We start from the raw sequence: 18,987 nt of genomic DNA, 5'->3' as shown, positions 1-18,987 counted from the left end.
CTTTGCTATTAATTAAAATATATTATTTAAAATCTTTGGGTCTTCTCCCCCATGGTAATCCGCCATCATGGATCGGTAAGCGACCGAAACAACAATACTAGCCAGAGGTACCACCAAAAACGAGCTCACGAGGTTCAAAATAATAAAAATTATGTAATATTCTAAATAATTAAAATACATCTGTAGTAACTGGAAAAAAGCAAATACAGCCAAAATCAATAATAGTTTGAATACATTGCCTTTTGTCAATGCAAAACTGAAGCGTAATGACCGTAATGTCCCCGCGTGTTTATCAATAATGAAAAACGGATAAAATGCCACTCGAATAATCAGGATGAACGTCAATATGGCCGCAACAAAGACAACAAACATCGTAAAGTTGCTCATCAGCTCCATCCGATTGTCACCATTTTCAAATAGGTAAAGGAATGGTAAAGAGACGGCCCCCAATAGCATCAGAAGTGCTATAGAAAGCACCATAATACTCAACATAGCGCCAAAAAAGTATGCAAGCTCTTTCGTACTCGGGATACATTGGACGAGTTTCTTCTCCTGGTTACCATCAATCAGGCTTAAAATATACTTAAACAAAGTCATGTTCAATCCAAAATACATCACCATGAAAAAAAATGCCATAAAGCCACTCAACACCACATTGAAATCACTGATGGTGGTCGCGAGATAATTAGACAGTCCGGAGGTTACAAATAGTAAAAAACAAAGCCCCGCCACTGAAAAATAATGCCTTTTCAGCAACTCCAATGACTTATTAAAAACCTCGTTAACGGCAAAAGTACTTTCCTTTAGGAATTGAATCATTTTTTCTTTGAATAAACTTCTACAAAGATGCCATATTTTTTAATTTTCAACAATTTACACACCTAGAAAAATCACTTTTTTTATCATTTTTAACATAAAAAGAACGGTTATGGAAAATCTGTTATCCCAGATAGATGAAAACAGGCTAAAAATAAAAATCCCCTATCCGAATGGATAAGGGATTTTCTATTTTGACCTTAACTCTTCCTATTTAAATTCTTTGGGAAGCGGCTTCTCCAATAAGTATTGGTAGTAGAAACGCGCACGCTCATTAAAATCATATTTACTTTTCGAACGGTCAAATCCATGACGGCTTCCCGGATAGATCATCAATTCAAAAGGGACGCTTCGATCCGTTAATTTATCGACAAGTTGGGTTGTATTCTGCAAATGAACATTGTCATCCATATCGCCATGCATAATGCGCAACACGCCTTTATAATTATTGGCATAGGTCAACACAGAACCAGCTTTATATCCGTCTGGATTGTCTTGAGGCGTGTCCATCCATCTTTCCGTGTAATGGCTATCATACAGATCCCATGAGGTAACCGGTGCGCCAGCAATACCAAAATCAAATACATCTGCCGCCTTCGTCATCGCCAAACAAGTCATATAGCCACCATAGCTATGCCCTGTAATAAGTACTTTGTTTTTAGCGACCCAAGGTTGCGATTTTAACCATTTAACAATTGTCGAATAATCAATAATTTCCCAGTGACCAAGATTGCAGTGCATATAAGCAACACCTTGTTTACCAAAATGACCAGATGCCCGGTGATCTGCAGAGACTTGAATAATTCCTTCATTGGCCCAGTACTGATTGGCCGTTCCTTTCCAGGTATCTTTTACCGTTCCCGCGTCAGGCCCACCGTAAATACTGAAAACAACCGGGTACACTTTTGATTTATCAAAATTTGTCGGATAAGTGATGGTCAATGGAAGATCGAACAGTCCGTCATCTGATTTAAGATGTAAGTATTCGGTTTTACCGTAGGTATACGAGGCAAAATCAGCAGCTTTACTATCCGCTAGCTGACGTACGACCTTACCTTGATTATCCAACAAAGCGAACCGATCGGGTGTACTCACATTGGAGTATTTGGTAATAAAATACTTGCCGTCAGGCGATACATTCACATCGTGCGAGTATTCACCGAACGTCAGACGTTTTAAGTTTTTACCTGAATAATCCACGCGGTACAAATCAAAACGCGCTGAGTTTTCTTTACGTGCGGTAAAATAGATCACCTTATTTTTTTCATCAATCCGTTTTAATTCCGTCACCTGCCATTCGCCGGAAGTAATTGGATTGACCAATGTTCCATCCAATTTATAGAGGTAATAATGCGCCCAGCCTGTCTTATCCGATTTTAGGATATAATATTTGTTGTCCGCCAGATACGTGATACGCTCATCGTGATCCAAATTGATCCATGAAGCCTGACGCTCATCGTAGATTTCTTTTTTTGCACCAGAATTTGGATCCACCTGATAGAACTTTAAATTGTTCTGATCCCGGTTCATCCACTGTACCATCACATTTTTACTATCAAAGGCCCAATAAGGCTGGCCAAAATACTGATCGTCTTTCTCGTTGAAATCAGCCCAGGTAACGTTGCCCCCTTCGAGGTGAACGATTCCTACCTTCACTTCCGGATTTGGGTCACCGGCTTTGGGATATCTTGTCTCCTCCAGGTAACCATGCTGGCCTTTGGACGAATAAATCGGAAACATCGGAACCTTGGTATCATCGAAACGCATAAAAGCGATCTTACGGCTGTCCGGAGACCACCAAAAAGCTTTATATTTTGTTGGGCGCCCAAGAATTTCTTCGTAATATACCCAGGATGACCAACCATTGTAGATCACATCAGTACCATCCTTTGTATATTGCATTTCTTTTCCTGAAGTCACGTCTACGCTATACAGATTGCTTTTACGCGTAAAGGCTACATATTTACCATCCGGTGATAAGGTCGGATTCTGTTCAGCAACATCAGGAGAGTTGGTCAGCCTCTTTGCTACACCATCGGTACCTTTCAGGAAGATATCATTGTTCTCGACATAAACAACCGTCCCTTCTTTAGCGGGAACTGTATAAATGCTTCTGCGACCTGATTTAATGTTAACCTGATATAAACGACCATCATTTACATCATTTTCCAGATAAGCTGTCCCGTCTGCCCAGCCAGGATACTGATTGGTACGAACTGTCAACGATGACTTTTGCCCCCAGGACTGTGCAAAATCCAATTTCTTTTGTGCGAAACCAACCTCGTGCACAAAAAAAACGATAGACGCACCTAAGAGTACTCTTGATACCGTATTCATTAATTTTTGGATATGTTTATTAATTATTTTGGCTAAGATAAAGAATTGTGACAAATAACGACGATTTTGCCTGTAACAAGCTTAATTCACATATCGCGTACCATATGATTTAGCAAGGGCTCGATTAAACCGGATGATTCCTTACTAAGGATGTTGCTCGAAAAGTGCAAGCTGTATGCCTTCCTTTGGAAAATCAGCTTCTTCCACAAAATTTGATATCGAAACACCCAACAACCTCACTTTGTTCACCAGCTCAACCTTGCTCAACAAACTATGGGCGGTGGCGTAAATTTTGTCTTCCGAATCAAAACTATTTTCTAGGGTTATACTTCGTGTCAACTGAACAAAATCGGCATATTTAATTTTTAAGGTTAAGGTTCGCCCAGATATTTCCTTTTTCCCAATACGTGTCCACAACTGTTTGCAGAGCCGTTGCAAAATGGTATTTAATTCTTCAAAAACTTCTACATCCTCACCAAAAGTATCCTCAATCCCGACCGATTTGCTGCTACGATTGGGAACAACAGGACGGTCGTCTATCCCGCGTACGATACGGTAAAAAAAATGCCCCGTCTTTCCAAACCAACGTACGAGATCCTCTTCACGCTGTTTTTTTAAATCAAGCCCAGTAAACAGTCCCAGTTCATGCATTTTTTTTGCTGTCACCTTACCTACGCCAAAAAACTTGTCCACGGGCAATGACTCCATAAACTTGACAATTTTAGAAGGACCTATAAATGTTAAGCCGTTGGGTTTGTCCATATCCGAAGCAATCTTTGCAACAAATTTATTCACGGAAACGCCGGCCGAGACGGTCAGATTCAGTTCTTCTTTGATTGCTTCTTTAATGGCTTTGGCGATATCAATAGCCGAACCAATGCCCTGCTTGTCTACAGTTACATCCAAAAAAGCTTCATCGAGGGAAAGCGGTTCAATTAAGTCCGTATAACGGAGAAAGATCTCCCGGATTTGATATGAAACCTGACGATACACGTCAAAACGAGGATAGGTAAAGATAATATGGGGGCACAACTGAAGAGCCTTTCGGGAGCTCATCGCAGATTTGACGCCAAATTTTCGTGCTTCGTAACTGGCCGTCGCAACTACTCCTCTCCCATCCGGAGAACCACCTACTGCAATCGCTTTCCCCCGATATTCGGGAAAATCACGCTGATCTACAGATGCATAAAAGGCATCCATATCCAAATGAATAATCTTGCGATGTACCTGTTCGGGATCCATGATCCAAATTTACAAAAATTAGCATTACAGACTAAGAAAACCGAAAAATAACTAATAGAATTAGCAACTACAGCAAAGCCCGCAAACGGTAGGCTCGGGAGCCTCTTACTCCAATCACGCTCGGCAACTTTCTAGGCTACATCTAAACCATTCGTTATTATGCCGTTAATTTTTTATCTTTAGGTGAAACTATAGGTTAGGCGAAAAAGCATCCAGTCCTGATAGTCTCATAAACCACAGTAAAAAGACTTAAAAATAGCACATTATGGAAAATATGCCTGAACAAAAACCGAAAAAATCCGGATTTAAGAAGTTCTTACTTCTGCTGATCCTTTTTCTACTTGTGGGGGGTGGATCCTACGTTTACTGGAAGTATTACTATGTATTCGGTGAAGGCGTAAAATCTGGTTATCTTAATTATGCTGTAAAAAAGGGCAATATTTTCAAGACATACGAAGGTAAACTCATCCAGGAGGGGTTTGGAAGTATCAAAACGGGTGGTATCGCCAGCAACCAATTTGAATTTTCTATTGAAGATGATTCTATATTCCGTCAATTGGAGCTCAATAGTGGAAAGTACTTCGATCTGCGCTACAAAGAATATCATGGCGTTCTTCCCTGGCGTGGAAACACGGTTTATATTGTTGACAAAGTTGTCAATATGAAATAGAAATTTACGTTCCCGATTGAAGATTTTTCGACACAGCCTGCTTATGCAGAAAGCACATCACGCACGATCAATTTTTCGTTAAAAAAACTTTTTAAAATGGTCCCGTCACCGTGTAGTGTCCAAACTTCCTGGGGATTTACCATCTTAATGTAGTGAAGAATGTCATTCCAGTCCACATGATCTGAAATATACAATTCGATATCATTCTGTGCCTGTAAACGTTTCCAGCCTGAAGCAAATGCACGTAACACTTTGGTCGCCCTAAAATAACTGTTAAAAGTCATCGGCGGTACCAAATAAACTTTATTCTGTTCGCCCTGTTTCATTTCTTTTCTGTTGTAGGGCTCATAGTCTAATTTCTTCAGCCCGTGTTGGTCGTAAAGGCGATGGTAGGGCAATATTCCACTATGCACAAGCACTTTTCGCTCCGGACAGTATCTGTTGATCAAATCAGTAATCCGCTGCGCCTTGCCCAACACATAAGTACCTAATAAGATATTGCTGGCATGTCCGTCAAGTTTTTTTATCTCCTCCGCAGGATCTGGGTGTATAATATCCGGATTTGCAAATGTGCTTTCTGTAATAAGGACATCGGCTTGCTGCACTTCGATCGGCTCGCAAGTCTCATCAGCTTGCAATTTGTAATCGCCCGTGTATAGGTAGCGCACTCCCCTGTATTCCATCAGAATTTGTGCCGAACCCAATATGTGACCTGCTGGTAAAAATGTGATTTCGACCGCACCCATTTTAAACGGACTATTGAACAATTTAACCTGATATGAATCTTTGCGGTTTTGTTTATAGCGATAAGTCATAAACAATGAAGTTGCCTGCGTTGTATACACATAATCGTGTCCCGAACTGGCATGATCGCCATGGGCATGAGATACGACATTGTGCATGACGGGATTGCTCGCATCAATAAAAAAATCACCATAACGGCAATAATAACCTTCTGGTTTTCTGACCAAGAAGTCAGCTAATATGATCGACATAGTTTTATTTTAGAAATTTTTGATGTAAAGTCCACACTTGCGGCAATAGCGGAGTGGTTCCATCATTAATGATGACGAAGTCTGCCAGTTTTAATTTTTCTTCATCAGTTAGTTGCTTATTTATTCGCTCCATGACCTGTTCTTCAGTGACGCCATCACGCTCCATAACACGTTTAACACGTATGTGTAAAGGCGCAGTAACCAGGATGGTATAATCAAGATCCTTGTAAGAGCCACTTTCAAAAAGCAAAGCAGCCTCCTTGAGTGAATAACGGGATTTTTGTTGTTCGGCCCAGTCTTTGGCCGCCTGGATAACGATGGGGTGTACAATGCCATTTACAAGTTCGAGCTTCGCCTTGTCGCTGAATATCTGTTCGGCCAAAAAAGCCCGATCTAATTTCCCATCCTTATAGGTCTCTTTACCGAACTCCGCAATCAAGCGTTCTTTGATCCGTAAATCGGTATTCATCAATTCCTTCGCCTCATCATCTGCATTATAAACAGGTACAGCCATGGCTTTAAAAAGCTGACAGATAAATGTTTTACCGGATCCAATTCCGCCTGTTATTCCAATCTTCATGAAAATAGTGTTATTTACGTACAAAAAAGTCCACGTTTTGAGGTACAACGCTGATTACCTTACAAAAGTCAGGTACTTTGGTCAGCAAAACAGGCAAATATTGCACCCCGTTTTTCTCCCAGTCAGCCAGATCTACCACAGCTTCAAAATCTCGCGATGTATAGTTATTATAATCCTTAACGGACATCAGTACGGTGACGACCACTTTGCTTGGATTAAGCCTAACAGAACTATAGCGCTGGCCATTTTCAACCTTCACGGGTAATTCAATCACTTTCTCGGTTAACTCCCCTACAGGCATCAGAACCTCGACCGAAGTCGGATAAACATTGATATTCGCTTTTTGGTTACGTGCCAGGTTTGCCACGGTTCGAACATCGGTCTCCACTTCCTTCCCGCGAACGGTATCGGTCTCCCAATACTCAATCGCCGAAACATCCTCATAGGGCCCTGTAATCGTCACATAAGCCGGGGTAATCTTGGTATCAGCAATAAAACCATACCCACGCTTAAAGCCAATATTGGATAAAGGTTTGACGGGCACTTTGCGCTGCGTCTGTTTGGAAAAATCGAAAAACAAGGTATCTGGGCTGACCGAGACTACCCGTTGTTCATGTGGAAACTGCCGGTTGATAAAGCCCAATTGATTGGAAAAAACAATCCAATCTTTGGTTTTTAAAGAGCTTAGGTCAACCTGCACCTTTGGGGTTTCCAAAGCAGCTTTGGAAAATAGGAATTGCCATCCCGTCATCTCCAATTTCACCTTTACCGTATCGGATTGTTGCGGGTGAAATGCGCGTTTCTCGGGAAGATTGACATATTCAATTGCTGCCTTAACGGACACAGTATATTGATTGGAAATCGAAAACAATAACCAAGCTAACAACGAAATTCCAACACAACGCACGAAGACATTAATCTTACGCCGTTGGGTCTTATTTATTCGAACTGCATTCGCCATGATACAAACTTAATCAATTTGCGCAAAAATTAGCGTTCTTATCTGCATTTCATCACAAAGACGCCAATATTTCCATTGCATTTTTCTCTTTTGTGGCAAGGGTTTTGAAAATTGCTGATGCCTGTTGGACAGCATCGAAACTGGCCGTCTCAGCAATTTGACTAAACAATTCCGACAGGGATGTCCACAATAATGCAATCTGTACAAACTCATGATGAACCACCGCGAGTTGTTCTATTCCGAGGAGATCGTAACTTTCCTTGATAAAGTCGCGATACAGATTTCGAAACAAAGCACCCCCAGTGCCCGCTTTTTCCATTAGACTTGCAGCCATCTTAAACTCGCTTTCAATAGCTTGACTTGTCTTGAACCAATTCATCACTTCTTCACTGGTCTTCAAAATTCCTTTATATGAAATATTGTTGATAGGTGGTGCAAGATATTGCTTTGCATTTTTGACCATTGCGGCAATCAGCACTTCTTTCAGGTCAACGTTCTCCATATTACCTGCTATGGTATAATACAAATTTTTGGACGACATAGGCCCTTTCTCTGCCCGCGCTAAAGCTAAACTCGCAAGCGACGTCTTCACACTACCGCCTTGCTGCCTCGTATCCACCAAATAGGCATGCTCATCGTCATAGCCATATATAGCGACATAATGTCCCGCAAAATGAAATGGCTTAGTAAAATATTCCAGGTAATAGGCATCGAGTTTTAATCCCACAGGTTGCCCCTCATCCAAGAGCTGTCGTACAGCCTGCCAGGCTTTTACTTTTGAAGAGGTTTCATGAACATTGAGTTCGAGACCGAGATTTTTGCAGATATGCTGCGTCAGGAGATCCGTTTTTATTCGTCCGCCCAAAAATGGAAAGTCCATGGTTTTCATTTTCCAATAGATAAAACTAAGTCCCTCCCCTAATCCAAAAAGCATCGGTTCAGAAAGTTCAATGCCAATATGCTTCAATAAAGTACCTGTTGCGGTAGTTTCACAATGTAGCCCGTCAAACGGTTTAAGATTTTCCATAGCATTCTTTTTCACAAAATTAGAAGCTCGATTGACAGCTTGGTGTCAGCAGGAAAAGAGCGTCTAATAAATACTTCTTGCGACACACTTTTTTGTTACAGAGTGTAGTCCCTTCCCTATTGTCTCATTTAATTTTTTAGCTGCAACAAAAGAACATCAGCTGGTAACCAACTTATCCCTTTTTACAGTGATTGTTCAGTGATTGTTCAGTGATCGTTCAGTGCTTGTTCAGTGGAGACTGAATAAACAATGACTGATTACTGTCTAAACATTGAGTAAAAATTGTGTTTAGGGATTACCTGGTATTAGCATATTTCCTTTTTTATGCTTATCTTAATTATCTATAAGCTAATCAATACATTATGGCAATCATAAAAAACGGGAGCCCATACCTGAACAGCTGCTGAGTAGAACACGCTTCAAAACTATGAGGTCGCATATAAGCATGTTAAACCCGATCATCACTATAGGCTACAAGGCATACAGTTATCCGAAACGGGCCTATGATGTCGCAATGTCTTATAATTTGAACCATGCGCTTATTCAGGAAGAGAACGGTTTTGTGGTGGACTGGCAAAAATTTATGATTGCCAAAGGAAGTCCCAATCCCATCACTTCCTACACGATGGATTTCGATCAAGAAAATCAGGTGTTTCTGGTTACCTGGGAATACGACCCCTATCTGGAGAAGAAATTTGACATGGGAACTTATGATTCGTTCTTATTCCTGTATAATGCAACGTATAATGGGGCTGAATATCCATTTTTGACGAATGAGGCGAAAAATAGCTTAATAACGGGTAGACAAAACATTGATATACCGAAACATAAAAAGCAAGTGACCTATGAAGTGTATATCTTTTTTGTAGAGAGCTATGGCGGAGGTAATACAGACAGTATGCACTTAGGTAAGATAAAGATTTGACCGGTACATAAAAAAAGCCAGTTTTCCACGAAAACTGGCTTTCATTTCTTTCCCAAAAAAGCTTAAGAAGCGCTCTTCTCCGTGTTGTTAGCAGCTTTAGAAGCATCTAAAGCAATGGCTGATTTGTCAAAACGGATTTTTACACCTGAACCTACATCAACTAAGAAAGTCGTGTCTGATACTTCTACAATGCGTCCGTGAATACCAGCTGTAGTTACTACCTTTGAATTTACACCTAATTGCTCTACATATTTTTTATGGTCTTTTTGTTTTTTCATCTGTGGTCTGATCATGAAGAAATAAAATACCACAACTAGACCAACCATCATTATCAGTTGACCATAACCGGCGCCACCTGCTGCTTGTAATAATACTGTATTCATTTGTTATTATATCGTTTAATAATGTGTTATTTTGCTAATACTTCGCCCTTTAGCTGCACTGTTGTTAAGCCATTGGAAGCATTCGATTGAATCGTAATGATCTTCTGCTGTTTACCAACTTGTCCCTCACTATTGAAAGTTACATGGATCTCAGATTTTCCACCTGGCAAAATAGGGCTTTTCGAAAACTCAGGTTGTGTACAACCACATGAAGCAGTCACTTTCGAGATAATAACAGGTGCATCACCCGAATTTTTCAGCACAAAGGTATGCTTTACCTGTGCGCCTTCCTTTACCTGACCGAAGTCAAATGCAGACTCTTCAAATTCTACTTTTCCCAATTGTGCTGCCGCCTTGGAAAGGCTATCCGCAGCTGCTGTTTCAGTCGCTGTCTTGCTTCCTTCATCTTTTCCTTTTTGTGCATTTCCACAAGAAAATAAAAGTACTGCCGACAAAGCTAAAACCGAATATTTGCCAAAGTTTTTCATTCGTATAAATTATTTATGCGTTTGGTTTTAATCTCTTAAACCACGACCTGCCTTCTGGATTCTTCCTTGTTGATTCAGATCGTTTAATATTTTATCCAAGATACCATTGATAAATGTATTACTTTTCAATGTACTGAATACCTTAGAAATTTCAATATACTCATTTATTGTCACTTTCACAGGAATAGATGGAAAATTAACCAACTCACATATGGCCATACGCATCAATAAAGTATCCATTAGCGCAATACGGTCTGACTCCCAGTTCTTCGTTTTCTCCGAGATAAGCTTTTGATATTCATTTGTATTGCGAATAGTTTTACCTAGCAATGCAATGACATAGTCGCTATCATCATTCCAGTTTTGCGTAATCTCTGCCAGTTTATTTTTACGTGGATCTTCTGAACTAAAGTTCTTAAAAGTCTTCGCAATCAACGCTTGCAATACTTCTTTATCGACAGGCCAGTTGATGAATTTCTCCTCAAAAACCTGCTCAATAACCGGTGATTTCAAGATAATCTTTTTAAAGATATGCTTGATGATATCCTTTTCCGTACCGATCGAACGATCCTCTTGTTGCAAGTACTCCAAATAAGCCTCGGAATCCTTTAATTGCAAAAATACCGTACGAACGATCTCCGGATCGAAACTCCAAGAAATTTTATACTTTTTGACACCTTCTCCATATTGTGGATTTTGTCTCAATGACTCAATAAAAGTGTTAGTACTTAACTTGGTCGTTAAAGACAAGTCTTTTTCAGTTGGTAAAAACTTATTAGCTCTACCCTCTGCATCTATTAAGACATAATCAGATACTTCATCTAATAGATTCAGTGTCCACATATACATCTCATAGACTTCATCCACATTTTTTAATAGTGCTTTTTCAAATGTTTTGATGTCTTTATCTTCTGAAAGACTGTACGCATAAAGCGTTTGCACTACTTTTACCCTCAGGTGTCTCCTGTTTAACATAGTAATTTAAAGAACGATTTTTTTATAAAATAATAAGTAAGAACGATTTTGGGATGAAGACTACCGCTTGATTTTTTTAATATCTTGGATACGCTTCTCCGCAATGCGATTAGCCGCTTCAAAAGTAGAAATATTCTCTTCTTTTGATTTTTTCAAGACGTCTCTAGTCGCATTATAAATATTTTTGATCACAAATTCAGTGTGATCTACGCCGTAATTTTGAATTTCTGAATAACAGCCGATTAATGCACCAGCGTTGATCAAATAGTCAGGCGCGTATAATATACCTCTTTCATGCAGAATAGAACTTGTAACAAGTTCATCTTTCAATTGATTATTGGCAGAACCAGCAATAATTTTGCATTGCATTTTCTGTGCGGATTCCGGATTTACCGTACCACCTAACGCACAAGGAGAATATACATCAAATTCGTGATCGAATACTTCATTGTAAGGTATTGGCTCAGCTTTGTACTTAGCCGCCACTTTCAGCATTTTTTCTTCCGTAATATCGCTGACATATACACGTGCATTCTCTTCACGTAACATCGCGATCAAACGTTCGCCAACACCACCTACTCCATGTACAATAACTTTTTTACCAGCAACATTTTCCGATCCGTATAATTCCTTTAAACAGGCTTTTATACCAAAATAAACACCTTGTGCAGCAAAAATGGAAGGATCACCGACACCGCTACCATGAATAGCCTTTGGTAGACCAGCAACGTGGTCAGTCTCGGTATAAATATGTTCTAAATCACGTTGTGTCGTACCTACGTCTAGTGAAGCAATGAAATTACCATTCAATCCTTCAATAAACTGGCCCAAACGGCGCAATAAAACCTCAGATTTGTCCAAACGGCTATTACCAATAATAACAGCACTTCCCCCGCCTAAATTCAATCCAGTGATGGCAGATTTGTACGTAATGGCCTTGGATAAACGTAAAGCATCCTCAATAGCTTCTTCTGTACTTTCGTATGGTAACATACGAACTCCTCCTATCGCAGGCCCCAAGGTTGTATCATGGATCGCAACGATAGCTTTCAAGCCCACTAATTCATCATTACAGAAAAATAAGTTTTGATGGCCAGACTGGCTCATCAATTCAAAAATAGAATTTTGAGATGTTGACATAAAATGTACTACTCTAATTTGTTTTAATTTTTTAAGGTACTTGATGCAAAAGTAGGAAAATTATTCGTTGTGCATAACAACTTTTTTTATCCAAGACTTAACATTTGATTTCCGAATGACAGTAAATTCGCTTAAATCGTAAAGCATTTTGATGAATTAGTCCTACTTTTGTATTCGTAATATGAAGGATCTCGCCTACTTAAATAAGTACTTTTATAAATACCGCTGGAAACTGATTCCAGGGGTTATTTTCGTTATCATATCCAACTATTTTGGGGTATTGCCTGCAAAGGTAATTCGCGAAGCATTTGATTTGGTTCAGGAAAACATCTATCTATACCGTCTATTTGATGGTTTCGACAGACAGGAACTCATCTATCAGGTATTTGGCACCAGCCTCCTGTTTTTTGGTTTCGTCGTGCTCCTACTTTCACTGCTGCGGGGCATATTTTTATTCTTTATGCGTCAGACGATCATTTTAACCTCGCGTTATATTGAATACGACCTCAAAAATGAGATCTATAATCATTACCAGGATCTAAACTTTGGTTTCTTTCGGAAAAACAATACCGGAGATCTCATGAGCCGCGCGACGGAAGACGTCAATCAGGTGCGTAACTACCTAGGACCTGCCATCATGTATGCGATCAATACCGTAGTTTTATCGATCATGGTCATCTATGCGATGTATAGCGTCAACGGAAGATTGGCCACTTATGCATTGGCGCCAATCCCTGTCCTATCGGTTATTATTTTATTTGTTAATAAAATCATTAACAAGCGTAGCTTAAAAATACAGAAACAACTGGCGAACCTTTCTTCTTTCGTCCAGGAGACTTTTGCTGGCATCCGCGTAATCAAAACCTACACCAGAGAACAAAATAAAATGCAGGAATTTGAGAAGGAAAGTACCATTTATCGGAACACGGCTCTTGATCTCGTCAAAGTACAGGCTGTTTTCTTCCCGCTTATTCTATTGCTTATTGGACTTAGTACAGTCATTACCATTTATATTGGTGGAATCGAAGTTGCCAAAGGAACAGTGACTGCCGGAAATATCGCCGAGTTTATCATCTATGTCAACCAGTTGACTTTCCCTGCCATGTCTTTGGCTTGGGTCACGTCATTGGTACAACGTGCTGCCGCGTCACAAAAACGGATTAACGAATTCCTTCAAACCGAATCTCCTATCGTTAACGGCACAGCTGCCAAGGAACTGGAGGGCGAAATCAAGGTTAATGGGATCTCGTTTACTTATCCGGAAACCGGCATTCAGGCGATAAAAAATATATCGTTCCAAATTCCGATCGGCAAAACACTTGCTATTATCGGAAAAACAGGATCCGGAAAATCTACGCTGGCCAATTTACTCCTTCGGATGTATGATATCGACAAAGGAAGTATTCATTATGATGGTCTTGAAATTAAAAACCTTGATTTCAAAAGCTTACGCCAACAGGTCGGATTTGTCCCACAAGATGTTTTCCTATTTTCAGATACCATTGCCAATAATATAGGCTTTGGTTTAGACCACTTTACACAGGAACAAGTGGAACAGGCTGCCAAAGATGCCGCTGTATACGACAATATTATCGCTTTTGAAGATGGATTTGAAACCGCTGTTGGAGAACGTGGGATTACCCTCTCCGGGGGCCAAAAGCAACGGGTATCCATCGCACGCGCTTTAATTAAGGAACCCAAAGTATTGATTTTTGATGACTGTCTTTCAGCCGTGGATACAAAAACGGAAGAAACCATTCTCCGTTCGCTAAGCCGCATCATGAAAGGTAAGACCTGTATTTTTATTGCCCATCGCATCTCGACAATCAAGAATGCAGACCATATATTGGTGATGGATCAAGGGGAAATTGTAGAACAGGGTACACATGCTGAATTGATGGATAAAAGAGGTGAATATTTTGAACTCCATGAAAAGCAATTACTGGAAAGTGTGGAAGGATAAATAAAATATCCCTGAATTCAGCTAAAGGATCCAAGGGATATCTCTCCTAAATTTGTCTTAAATATTTAAGTCAAACATTTTACATTAAAGGATCATGGAGAGAACCCCTATTCAAAAGGCTACGTCAAACGACGGAAAAACAATTGCTATTATTTCTTACTTAACCATCATCGGCCTTGTTGCAGCCATCATTATGAACAACAAGGAAAAGACTGCTTTAGCACAGTTCCATATCCGACAAAGTATAGGTATCTCCGTGACAGGAATGGCCTTGGGGCTGTTACGTTTTGTTCCAGGTATTGGCGGAATTGTCCTTAGTATTGTTGGATTGCTCCTACTTATTGCTCTTATATTGGGATTAATGTCTGCATTTGCCGGAGAGCAAAAGCCACTCCCTTTCATCGGTGAAAAATACCAGGAATGGTTTAATATGATATAATAGGCCTATAAATAACATGGAGCACCTCCCCATCAAAGATGCTCCATGTTTTAATTTTTTCTGAAATCCCTGTTTTTAATTGACCAAAGGCATCTTTAACGAGCTTTCACATCCGGCAGCGCTTTCTCCTCTTTAAAAAATACGGCAAATAACACAAGACAAAAACCAGAAATACCTGCAGGAATAAACCAAAGATATTCCCAAAATTGAGCAGTATAAGCTGTTTTTAGATAATCTGAAACTGCACCGGCAACCCAAAATCCGATTAACATCCCTACACCATACATCGCAATGGTAATAAGCCCCTGTGCAGAAGCTTTGTATTTTTCGCCGGCAATTCTATCGGTATAAATCTGGCCGACTACAAACATAAAATCATAGCAGATGCCATGTAATAATATTCCGAATAGCAATAAGAATGAACGTTCCTGTCCGTCGCCGTATGCAAAAAACAAATAACGGAGTGCCCAGGCTGCAATCCCCAATAAAATCATCTTTTTATACCCCAGGCGTCTAAAGAAAAATGGAATCAACAACAGGCAGATGGCTTCGGAAAATTGCCCCAATGCCATTTTTGCTGTGGGATTCGGTATTCCGGCGTTGACCAAAAATGGATTGGCATTTTGATAATAGAACGAAATAGGTATACAGATGACAATTGCTGTCACAAAAAAAATCAGAAAGCTCCGCTGTTTTAAAAGCTTCAGTGCATCCAAACCGATCGCCTTGCCAAAATCAAATTTTTCATCCCTGAGTTTCACCTGCGGCGGAGTTTTTGGGAGAGCCAGGCTAAAGAATGCCAGTAACAACGAGCAGACCGCCCCCATAATAAAGGTGTTGTGCAGAGCACCTGCCTGTATCGATTCGGGCGCATCCCAACGGAACAAATAACTGATGACAAGTCCCGAACAGATCCAACCGATCGTTCCCCAAACACGTATCCCCGGAAAATACTTCTTCGCATCTTCTATATGCCGGAATGCTATTCCATTGGACAAGGATAACGAAGACATGTAAGCCATAAAGTAAACAAACACATAGGGATAAAAATGTGTTGCATCAGGTGCTTGAGACATCCCGTAAAGTAGTCCAGCTCCAATGAGATGCAAAGCTGAAAGCACCCGCTCGGCATTAAAGTATCTGTCGGCGACAAAACCCACAAAAAAAGGAGCAAATACAGCACCAAGGGATTGTGTCGCAAAAATATTCGCTACCTCCATTCCTGAGGCATTGAGCGATTTAATCAAGTATGTTCCCAAAGTGACAAACCAGGCCCCTTTGATAAAATACTCTAAAAACATCATCAGGGACAATTGCACGCGTAATACTGGTTTCATCTATTCAGTTGTGTTGGAGGTGTTTGTTTTGATTCGGGCAATGCATTTCGCATAAAATTAAGCCAGTTCTTGCTAGCAATCTTTTCAAGATCGGTCTTATCATACCCTCTTTTTGACAGGATACCAAATACTTTTTGGATATCAGCAATAGTTTCCAGATCATAAGGACACTGCTCTCGGCCAAATGCTCCATCTAAATCGCTCCCTACGCCGACATGATCAACATTTCCTGCCAATTGACAAATATGATCAATATTGTTGGCCATGATTTCCATGGAGCAATTGCTTGTTTTAGGGTCGGATACACCGCGGACCCAATTCGGTACCATCATCCAAGCATCGAGCGCTACACCGATCACTGCTTTTTTCGCAACAAGAGTCTTGATCATTTCGTCACTGAACTGCCTATTATGGTCGACAAACTTGCGACAATTATTATGGCTTGCCCAAATGGCACCGTTATAACGTCCAACAGCGTCCCAAAACGCATCATCATTGAGGTGTGTTGCGTCTAATATCATCCCCAATCGCTCCATTTCCCGCAACAATAGGACGCCCTGTTCATTAAGCTTGCCCGATGAGTCGGTTCCGTTGGCATATCGCCCCGGTCCGTAATGCGCTGGTCCGACAGCTCTCAAACCATAATTATAAGCTGTTTCAAGATAACTGATATCTACAATTGAATCGGCACCTTCCAGACTCAGCAGATATCCGATTGGCTTATCTACATGATCGCTGCCATTCGACCAAAGTGCTATATGTTGATCCAGATCAGCTTTTGTACAAATCATTTTCATTTGCCCATCGGCTTCCATTGCCTTATACCACGCAAGCTGCCCCTGCGTCTGCGCCCAAGCCTGTTCCGGGGAGTACCAGCCTGGTAAAGAGCTTTCGGGTTTTACGAATCGAGCGATTTGTGTGGCAACAACCAAACCAATATGACCACGACGCAATTCGTCAAAAGTGACTGTTGCCTTAGCCCGATCGGGCTTGTCATCCATCCCCTTTTCCCTGCGGTTGAGTTCTGTAATTGGCAATCGAAGATCCCGATTCCATTCCATGGCATTCATACTCAAATCCAAATGTGCATCGACCAAAAATGGCATTTCAAATTCGTACATATCAATAATTTATCTTTTTATTTCGTGCATAAACAGTCCACGTTTGATCTGCATGCCGTTCATGGACTACTTGAAGTTCGCCATAACAGGCTACGGTAGGGCAGATATGGCGTGGTACAGCATACACCGCATCCCCTAAGTGGAACTGCGCACTATCTGTCACCTCAACAACCAGATGTTCTTCACTCTGCATTTTTATTTCACCTATACGTGGATCGAAAAACTTGACGCGAGGCTGCGGCGATTCGCATGCAACGGATTTATACCCTAGGTCCAAGCACAGGTGTTTGTGATCAACAATAGAAACGACACGTGTTAGAAGTACCGCGGCAAGCATAAAATCTTGTTCTGCATAATTTTCGGCATAGCCAAAATCCCAAAACACAAAGGTTCCTGGACTGCATTCTACATCGCTGCGTTCGGCATGAAAAGGGAAACTCGGTGAACCGCCAATCACTTTAGTCAATGGTTTAGAGGTGGATGTCTGCGCCATCAGGTAGGCCGTTTCAAGTATACCGTATGCCTGTTGGCATTGTTTTTCGCGAAGCTGATAATCCTTATCATGAATATGACCATCGTAGCCATGCACACCGACCAACTGAATACCATTCAGGAGATTGATATCCATAACGAGACGCTCAATCCCGTCTAAAGCTATCCCTGTACGTCCCATCCCAATATTAACATCCAGATAAACAGCGCTTCGCAAACCTTTCGACAGACTCCGCGCTGAAATTTCCTCTGCTGCATCAACATGATCCACAAGACAGGCAAAATGTGTTTGGGGAAAGGCGCTCACCAGATTCAAGAAACGATCTATCTTTGGCCCTACGGGCTGGTACGCCAGCAAAACATCTTTTGCACCGATAACCCCCAATAGTTCTGCTTCTGCAATGGTTGCACACTTAAACTTTGTAATCCCCCTATCCATCATCAGCTGGCATACTTCACGGCACTTGTTCGTTTTGATATGCGGCCGCAATCGGTCCGCCCGCCCATGCACAATGTGTAAAGCGCGGTCTATGTTCTTGACAATGCGATCAGGGTAGACCAGCAAGGCCGGCGAATCGACTTGATCGACATTTTGTATGTGACACCAAGTTTCCATACTATTCGGTTTAATATAACTCAAATAATGCTTCGATTTCCACTGGAATATTATCGGGCAAAGAACCGAATCCTACTGCGCTACGTGTTCCAATACCATTCTCTTCTCCCCAAACTGCAGCAAATAGTTCACTACAACCGTTAATCACACCGGGGTGATAAAGAAAATCCGAGGTACAGTTGACCATACCCAATACTTTGATTACACGTTTGATTTTGTTCAAGGAACCCAAGTTGGTTTTAATGGTCGACAGCATGGTCAAACCGACCTGACGCGCGGCAAGTTTACCTTCTTCGGGGCTGATATCACTTCCAATTCGACCTATAATCAATGTGGCATCATCTTGTACAGGACCATGACCGGAAAGATACAGGTACTTACCATCAATGACGTATGGTTTATAAACACCTTTTGGTGCCGGCGCTGGCGGTAATGTCAAACCTAATTTTTCGAATTGTTCATCTGCGTTGTACATCTTTA

The 18,987-nt window shown here is 40.9% G+C and carries 19 protein-coding genes; 4 read left to right on the top strand and 15 right to left on the bottom strand.

Annotated features, from left to right (window positions below):
* Positions 1-12: 12 nt before the first annotated feature.
* The 3 genes from B3600_RS17470 to dinB all read right to left on the bottom strand — a co-directional run bounded on the left by B3600_RS17470 (position 13) and on the right by dinB (position 4,395).
* Positions 13-819, bottom strand: a complete 807-nt coding sequence (locus B3600_RS17470; RefSeq protein ID WP_070565532.1) for a beta-carotene 15,15'-monooxygenase — start codon at positions 817-819, stop codon at positions 13-15.
* A 207-nt stretch (positions 820-1,026) separates the two neighbouring features.
* Positions 1,027-3,153: a S9 family peptidase gene (locus B3600_RS17465; protein ID WP_286753799.1), complete on the bottom strand. Its 2,127-nt coding sequence runs from the start codon at positions 3,151-3,153 to the stop codon at positions 1,027-1,029.
* A 144-nt stretch (positions 3,154-3,297) separates the two neighbouring features.
* The gene (dinB, locus tag B3600_RS17460; protein ID WP_046674520.1) at positions 3,298-4,395 is read right to left on the bottom strand and encodes a DNA polymerase IV; all 1,098 of its coding nucleotides are present in this window, start codon (positions 4,393-4,395) and stop codon (positions 3,298-3,300) included.
* A gap of 265 nt (positions 4,396-4,660) precedes the next feature.
* Here dinB and B3600_RS17455 point away from each other — a divergent pair, with 265 nt between their 5' ends.
* Positions 4,661-5,065, top strand: coding sequence for a hypothetical protein (locus tag B3600_RS17455; RefSeq protein WP_197084053.1), 405 nt, complete (start codon positions 4,661-4,663; stop codon positions 5,063-5,065).
* 41 nt (positions 5,066-5,106) lie between these two features.
* Here the strand turns inward: B3600_RS17455 and B3600_RS17450 are convergent, their stop codons facing one another.
* From B3600_RS17450 to B3600_RS17435, 4 genes are read right to left on the bottom strand one after another with little or no spacing between them, the layout of a single operon-like run.
* Positions 5,107-6,060, bottom strand: coding sequence for an exonuclease (locus tag B3600_RS17450; RefSeq protein ID WP_084823202.1), 954 nt, complete (start codon positions 6,058-6,060; stop codon positions 5,107-5,109).
* A gap of 4 nt (positions 6,061-6,064) precedes the next feature.
* Complete coding sequence (gene coaE, locus B3600_RS17445; protein ID WP_197084052.1) at positions 6,065-6,640, bottom strand: dephospho-CoA kinase; 576 nt, start codon at positions 6,638-6,640, stop codon at positions 6,065-6,067.
* A 10-nt stretch (positions 6,641-6,650) separates the two neighbouring features.
* Positions 6,651-7,601: a hypothetical protein gene (locus B3600_RS17440; protein WP_046674519.1), complete on the bottom strand. Its 951-nt coding sequence runs from the start codon at positions 7,599-7,601 to the stop codon at positions 6,651-6,653.
* A 52-nt stretch (positions 7,602-7,653) separates the two neighbouring features.
* Positions 7,654-8,628, bottom strand: coding sequence for a BtrH N-terminal domain-containing protein (locus B3600_RS17435; RefSeq protein ID WP_286753798.1), 975 nt, complete (start codon positions 8,626-8,628; stop codon positions 7,654-7,656).
* Between the two features lie 355 nt (positions 8,629-8,983).
* Between B3600_RS17435 and B3600_RS17430 the strand changes: the two genes are divergently transcribed.
* Positions 8,984-9,553, top strand: coding sequence for a DUF6266 family protein (locus B3600_RS17430; protein ID WP_312523248.1), 570 nt, complete (start codon positions 8,984-8,986; stop codon positions 9,551-9,553).
* A 62-nt stretch (positions 9,554-9,615) separates the two neighbouring features.
* Here B3600_RS17430 and yajC read toward each other — a convergent pair whose 3' ends face one another.
* The 4 genes from yajC to B3600_RS17410 are packed head-to-tail and all read right to left on the bottom strand — an operon-like array spanning position 9,616 to position 12,539.
* The gene (gene yajC / locus B3600_RS17425) at positions 9,616-9,936 is read right to left on the bottom strand and encodes a preprotein translocase subunit YajC (RefSeq protein ID WP_201639008.1); all 321 of its coding nucleotides are present in this window, start codon (positions 9,934-9,936) and stop codon (positions 9,616-9,618) included.
* 26 nt (positions 9,937-9,962) lie between these two features.
* The gene (locus B3600_RS17420) at positions 9,963-10,424 is read right to left on the bottom strand and encodes a DUF1573 domain-containing protein (RefSeq protein WP_070565544.1); all 462 of its coding nucleotides are present in this window, start codon (positions 10,422-10,424) and stop codon (positions 9,963-9,965) included.
* A 27-nt stretch (positions 10,425-10,451) separates the two neighbouring features.
* Complete coding sequence (gene nusB, locus B3600_RS17415; protein ID WP_070565546.1) at positions 10,452-11,399, bottom strand: transcription antitermination factor NusB; 948 nt, start codon at positions 11,397-11,399, stop codon at positions 10,452-10,454.
* A 60-nt stretch (positions 11,400-11,459) separates the two neighbouring features.
* Complete coding sequence (locus tag B3600_RS17410; RefSeq protein WP_046674513.1) at positions 11,460-12,539, bottom strand: Glu/Leu/Phe/Val family dehydrogenase; 1,080 nt, start codon at positions 12,537-12,539, stop codon at positions 11,460-11,462.
* Positions 12,540-12,720: 181 nt separating this feature from the next.
* Between B3600_RS17410 and B3600_RS17405 the strand changes: the two genes are divergently transcribed.
* Both B3600_RS17405 and B3600_RS17400 read left to right on the top strand, forming a co-directional pair.
* Complete coding sequence (locus B3600_RS17405) at positions 12,721-14,502, top strand: ABC transporter ATP-binding protein (protein ID WP_286753797.1); 1,782 nt, start codon at positions 12,721-12,723, stop codon at positions 14,500-14,502.
* A gap of 94 nt (positions 14,503-14,596) precedes the next feature.
* On the top strand, positions 14,597-14,941 hold the full coding sequence (locus B3600_RS17400) for a hypothetical protein (RefSeq protein WP_201639006.1): 345 nt from the start codon (positions 14,597-14,599) through the stop codon (positions 14,939-14,941).
* A 95-nt stretch (positions 14,942-15,036) separates the two neighbouring features.
* Here B3600_RS17400 and B3600_RS17395 read toward each other — a convergent pair whose 3' ends face one another.
* Genes B3600_RS17395 through B3600_RS17380 form a run of 4 tightly spaced genes read right to left on the bottom strand, consistent with a single transcriptional unit; the run spans position 15,037 to position 18,982 of the window.
* Positions 15,037-16,278 (bottom strand): MFS transporter, encoded by a 1,242-nt coding sequence (locus B3600_RS17395; protein ID WP_286753796.1) that lies wholly within the window; start codon positions 16,276-16,278, stop codon positions 15,037-15,039.
* Positions 16,275-17,399 carry a dipeptidase gene (locus tag B3600_RS17390; RefSeq protein WP_286753795.1) on the bottom strand — a complete coding sequence of 375 codons (1,125 nt, stop codon included), beginning with the start codon at positions 17,397-17,399 and terminating at the stop codon, positions 16,275-16,277. The genes B3600_RS17395 and B3600_RS17390 overlap by 4 nt, the downstream gene beginning before the upstream one ends.
* Before the next feature lies 1 nt (position 17,400).
* Positions 17,401-18,507, bottom strand: a complete 1,107-nt coding sequence (locus B3600_RS17385) for a D-TA family PLP-dependent enzyme (protein ID WP_286753794.1) — start codon at positions 18,505-18,507, stop codon at positions 17,401-17,403.
* Between the two features lie 10 nt (positions 18,508-18,517).
* Positions 18,518-18,982: a RidA family protein gene (locus B3600_RS17380; protein WP_046674510.1), complete on the bottom strand. Its 465-nt coding sequence runs from the start codon at positions 18,980-18,982 to the stop codon at positions 18,518-18,520.
* Between the last annotated feature and the right edge of the window lie 5 nt (positions 18,983-18,987).

Source organism: Sphingobacterium sp. UBA2480 (assembly GCF_002341965.1).
GTDB lineage: Bacteria > Bacteroidota > Bacteroidia > Sphingobacteriales > Sphingobacteriaceae > Sphingobacterium > Sphingobacterium multivorum.
Note: the sequence above shows the minus strand (reverse complement) of the source record. Positions and strands in the feature narration are given on the sequence as shown.